This window comes from Paraburkholderia sp. RL17-347-BIC-D (genome assembly GCF_046027915.1).
Lineage (GTDB): Bacteria > Pseudomonadota > Gammaproteobacteria > Burkholderiales > Burkholderiaceae > Paraburkholderia.
In genome coordinates this window covers 1-1,326 of the sequence record NZ_JARESS010000174.1, presented here as the reverse complement: position 1 = coordinate 1,326, position 1,326 = coordinate 1, and the positions used below count along the sequence as shown (strand labels likewise).

At 56.5% G+C, this 1,326-nt stretch carries 1 protein-coding gene; it reads right to left on the bottom strand.

What is annotated here, in order from left to right; all coding sequences use genetic code 11:
- Positions 1-180 precede the first annotated feature (180 nt).
- Positions 181-1,203, bottom strand: a complete 1,023-nt coding sequence (locus tag P0D96_RS47960) for an IS110 family RNA-guided transposase (RefSeq protein ID WP_211708933.1) — start codon at positions 1,201-1,203, stop codon at positions 181-183.
- Between the last annotated feature and the right edge of the window lie 123 nt (positions 1,204-1,326).

Sequence of the window (1,326 nt, the reverse complement as noted above, 5' to 3'; positions counted from 1 at the left end):
TGCAAGCCGAAGCTGCGGGCCCTGATGGAATTCGCCAGGAACGTCCTCATCTCGGCCACGTGCTTGAAGCACAAGACTGTGTTCAGGTTTGCGTTCCTGCGGTCCGACCTGTCGCGCCATCACATTGAAATCAACCCAAGCAACCTACCAGTTCTTCAACGCTTCAAAGTGCTCATCCTGCTATGCAGGTCTGTTGCTCACATGATGCGCTTCGTACGACGTCCCGTGAGCGAGGATCGCCCAGGCGATTCTCGCCATTTTGTTCGCCAAGGCCACTGTTACTACATTTGCTGGTCGTCGCACCAGTATTGCCTTTTGCCATGCGGTGGGTACCTTGGTGTGACACAGAACAGAGCGCGCCCCATGTATCAGCAACGTACGCAAGTATGGGTCGCCACGTCTGGAGATCGAGCCCAGCCGTATCTTTCCGCCGGTACCATTCTGACGGGGAACAAGTCCCAGAAACGCTGCGAACTCGCGCCCGGACCTGAATGTCTTCGCATCTCCAATTGTTGCTACCAGGGCCGTTGCGGTCAGGCGGCCGATACCCGGCACTTCGGAGATCGCACGACATGCCGCTTCGTGTTTCTGCCAGACGCCAATCCGCTTCTCGAGTTGATCGATGTCCTCCTCAAACAGGTTGATGCGACGCAACTGTTCGAGAAGGTTAAGAAGTATCGATCGTGGCAGTGTGTCTTCGAGTTCTGCCATGCGATTTCTGATCTCGTCGAGTCCTGCTACGCGTCCTGCGCGAAACGTTACGCCGAATTCATACAGCAGCCCACGCAGCTGATTTATCTGCATCGTTCGAAATTTGACGAGCAACGAGCGCATACGATGGAGGCTTAGCATCACTTGCTGATCCTCTGTCTTGGCGGCAACCGTGCGCATGCCGGGTTGCTGCACTGCAGTCCAGATTGCCCGGGCGTCGGCCGCGTCAGTCTTGTTCGTTTGCACGAAAGGTCGAATGAATTGGGCGTGTAATAGCACCACCTCATGTCCGAGCGCGCGAATCTTACGTGCCCACCAGTGAGCACTTCCGCAAGCTTCGAGGGCAACGCGACCGGCGGGGCGCTGCGCCAGAAATACAATTAAATCGTCACGTCCGAACTTCCGATTCGCGATCTCGCCAGTTTGGGCGTCGACCCAGTACATCTGGAACACCCGCTTTGCAATGTCGAGTCCGTATGTCGTAGCATTCATCTGGGGCCTCCGCTCCTTAAGTGGTTGTGTCGCAACTCCACTTTGGCACATTGATGCCGTTCGGTCCTGGAGGCCCTCAATCGTGCCCAATTCCCCGGAGGGAGGGCGGTGTCCATTCCATCT

What these genes read in the sequence shown, in the direction of transcription:
- P0D96_RS47960 (WP_211708933.1), bottom strand. Translation starts at nt 1,203, where the DNA reads ATGAATGCTACGACATACGGACTCGACATTGCAAAGCGGGTGTTCCAG.